This window comes from Streptomyces sp. NPDC059695, assembly GCF_042733785.1.
Classification (GTDB): domain Bacteria; phylum Actinomycetota; class Actinomycetes; order Streptomycetales; family Streptomycetaceae; genus Streptomyces.
Window position 1 is genome coordinate 171,019 of the sequence record NZ_JBHWFF010000019.1, and the last position, 3,328, is coordinate 174,346.

Sequence of the window (3,328 nt, forward strand, 5' to 3'; positions counted from 1 at the left end):
CGGGCCGGCCCCAGGGTGGGGGCCCCCGCACCCCGCGGTGTGTGTCGAGCCCCGGGGGACACCCCGGGGGGGGGGGGCGCGCGGCCCGGCCCGCCCCCTCGCGTCCCCGGACGACGCCCGCCCCGGCGTACCGCACCGCGGGTACCGCACGGCGGGGTACCGCACCGCTACGTACCGGGCCGGGCGCCGGGGGTCAGCGCCCGCCCTCGGGAGGCTCGCCCTCGCTGCGCGCCTGCGCCGCCCGCCGCAGCCGGTGGTGACGGTCGCCGCCCTGCTCCGTCATCGCCTCCCCGACCAGGGCCCGCACCGCGTCCCGCAGCCCGTGCAGGGCGTGGTGCCGGGCCGGACCCGCCCCCGGGTCCTCGCGCAGCTCCTTCAGGAGCGCGAAGCACAGCACCAGCATCACGACCACGAACGGGAGTGCCACCAGGATCGTCGCCGTCTGCAGCGAGGACAGGCCGCCCGCCACGAGCAGCACCGCCGCCACCGCGGCCATCAGGACGCCCCAGGTCACCACGAGCCAGGTCGGCGGGTGGAGCGAGCCCCGGCTCGTCAGCGAACCCATCACCAGCGAGGCCGAGTCCGCACTCGTGATGAAGTACGTCATCACCAGCAGCATCGCGATCACCGACGTGACCGTCCCGATCGGCAGCGCCTCCAGCATCGCGAACAGCGAGGCCTCGGCGCCGTCCTTCAGCGCCCCCGCCAGGTCCGCCGCGCCGGTCGACTGCAGCCGGATCGCGGTCCCTCCCATCACGCAGAACCACACCACCGTCGCGCCCGACGGCACCAGCAGCACCCCCACCAGGAACTCGCGGATGGTCCGGCCGCGCGAGATCCGGGCGATGAACGTACCGACGAACGGCGCCCAGGAGAGCCACCACGCCCAGTAGAAGATCGTCCACGCCCCCAGCCACTCACGGTCGGTGAACGCGCCCGTCCGGCTCGCCATCGGCAGCAGCTGGTCCAGGTAGCCGCCGACCGAGGCCGGGATGGTGTCCAGGATGTAGACGGTCGGACCGAGCAGGAACACGAACAGCATCAGGCAGGCCGCGAGGACGATGTTCAGCGTGGACAGCCACTTCACGCCCTTGTGGAGACCGGAGAAGGCCGACAGGACGAAGGCCGCCGACAGCGACACGATGATGATCAGCTGCGTGGACGTGGTGTTCTCCACGTCCATCGTCAGGTTCAGCCCCTCGGCGACCTGGAGGGCGCCCAGGCCCAGACTCGTCGCCGTGCCGAACACCGTCGCGAACACGGCGAGCAGGTCGATCGCCTTGCCCGGCCAGGACGCCGCCCGGCGCGCCCCCATCAGCGGCACGAACGCCGAGCTCAGCCGGTTCCCCCGGCCCTTGCGGAAGCCGGCGTACGCGAGCGCGAGGCCCGCGATGCCGTAGATCGCCCACGGGGTCAGCGTCCAGTGGAAGAACGAGTACTCCAGGGCCGTCCGGGCCGCCGCGCCCGTCCCCGGCGCGACCCCGCTCGCCGGGGGAGGGAACAGGAAGTGCGTCAGCGGCTCCCCGACCCCGTAGAACATCAGGCCGATGCCCATCCCCGCGCTGAACATCATCGCGATCCACGCGAGGTTCGTGAACTCCGGCTCCGAGTCGTCCGCGCCCAGTCTGATCCGGCCGAACCGGCTCAGCGCGATCACCAGGCACAGCACCAGGAAGGTGTCCGCGGCGACCACGAACAGCCAGGCGAAGTTCGCCAGCACCCACTTCAGGGCGGAGGAGGACGCGCTGTCGAAGGAGTCCTCGCCCAGGGCCGCCCAGCCGACGACCGCGACGACCGCCGCGATCCCGATCCCGATGACCTTGCCGTCGGGCCTGCCGTCGGGCCCGTCACCGGGCACGCCGTCAGGAATGATCTCTTCCGTGCTCATGTGACCCCACTATGGTGCGGAATATCGCCTTATCAGGGGGTGGCACGCCGTCTGGCCGTACGGATAGGCTCCCCCTCGGCGCGACTGCACGTTCGAAAGCAAGGGATGCAAGGTGACGGACGGGGCAGCAACTCAGGTCGCTCACGTGCTCGTGGCGGCCGACAAGTTCAAGGGCTCGCTCACGGCCGTACAGGTCGCGGAGCGGGTCACAGCAGGACTGCGACGGGTCGTCCCCGGGCTCACGGTGGAGACCCTCCCCGTGGCGGACGGCGGCGACGGCACCGTCGCGGCGGCCGTCGCGGCCGGCTTCGAGCGGCGCGAGGTCCGGGTGACGGGCCCGCTCGGCGAGCCGGTCACCGCGGCGTACGCGCTGCGCGGCACCACCGCGGTCGTCGAGATGGCGGAGGCCTCGGGCCTCCAGCTCCTCCCGCCCGGCGTGTTCGCCCCGCTGACGGCGACGACGTACGGCTCCGGTGAGCTGCTCCGCGCCGCCCTCGACGCCGGCGCGACCACGCTCGTCTTCGGCGTCGGCGGCAGCGCCACCACCGACGGCGGCTCCGGCATGCTCGCCGCGCTCGGCGCGCGCTTCCTCGACGCGGCCGGCGAGCCCGTGGGCCCCGGCGGCGCGCCCCTCGCGGACCTCGCCACGGCCGACCTCAGCGGCCTCGACCCGCGCTTCGCCTCGGTCGACCTCATCCTCGCGAGCGACGTCGACAACCCGCTGACCGGCCCCAAGGGCGCCCCCGCCGTCTACGGCCCGCAGAAGGGCGCCACCCCGGACGACGTCCGCACGCTCGACGCGGCCCTCGCCCACTTCGCCACCGTCCTGGAGAAGGCCGTCGGCCCCCGGGCCGCCGAGGCCGCCGTCGCGCCCGGCGCGGGCGGCGCGGGCGGCATCGGCTACGGCGCGCTCATCCTCGGCGCGAGCTTCCGGCCCGGCATCGAGCTGATGCTGGAGGTCCTCGGCTTCGCCCCCGCGCTGGAGCGGGCCACGCTCGTCATCACCGGCGAGGGCTCGCTCGACGAGCAGACCCTCCACGGCAAGGCCCCGGCCGGCGTCGCCGCCGCGGCCCGTGCCGCCGGCAAGGAGGTCGTGGCGGTCTGCGGCCGCCTCGCCCTGCCGGCGGAGGCCCTCGGAGCGGCGGGCATCCGCCGCGCCTACGCCCTCGCGGACCTGGAGCCGGACCCGGCGACGTCCATGGCGAACGCGGGCCCGCTGCTCGAAGAGGCCGCCGCGAACCTGGCCCGCGACTTCCTGTCGTAGCCCCGCCCGCGCGGGCCCGCGCCCGGAGGGACGGCGCCCCACGCCCGTGTGGGCGTTCGCCCACGCCCGTGTGGGCAATCGTCCCGCGGGGCGGGACGGGTGGGCACACGGGACGGCGCCTCTAGCGGCGCCTCCCCCGTACGCCCCCGGGGCCCCGCCCCGAGGTGGCCGCACCC

Annotated in this window: 2 protein-coding genes; one reads left to right on the top strand and one right to left on the bottom strand. The window is 74.8% G+C overall.

Going from position 1 to position 3,328, the window contains the following annotated elements; genetic code table 11:
• Positions 1 to 193 precede the first annotated feature (193 nt).
• Positions 194 to 1,888: a BCCT family transporter gene (locus tag ACFV2S_RS24020; protein WP_385562652.1), complete on the bottom strand. Its 1,695-nt coding sequence runs from the start codon at positions 1,886 to 1,888 to the stop codon at positions 194 to 196.
• 112 nt (positions 1,889 to 2,000) lie between these two features.
• Between ACFV2S_RS24020 and ACFV2S_RS24025 the strand changes: the two genes are divergently transcribed.
• Positions 2,001 to 3,152, top strand: coding sequence for a glycerate kinase (locus ACFV2S_RS24025; RefSeq protein WP_385562655.1), 1,152 nt, complete (start codon positions 2,001 to 2,003; stop codon positions 3,150 to 3,152).
• The last annotated feature ends 176 nt before the right edge of the window (positions 3,153 to 3,328 follow it).

What these genes read in the sequence shown, in the direction of transcription:
- ACFV2S_RS24020 (WP_385562652.1), bottom strand. Translation starts at nt 1,888, where the DNA reads ATGAGCACGGAAGAGATCATTCCTGACGGCGTGCCCGGTGACGGGCCC.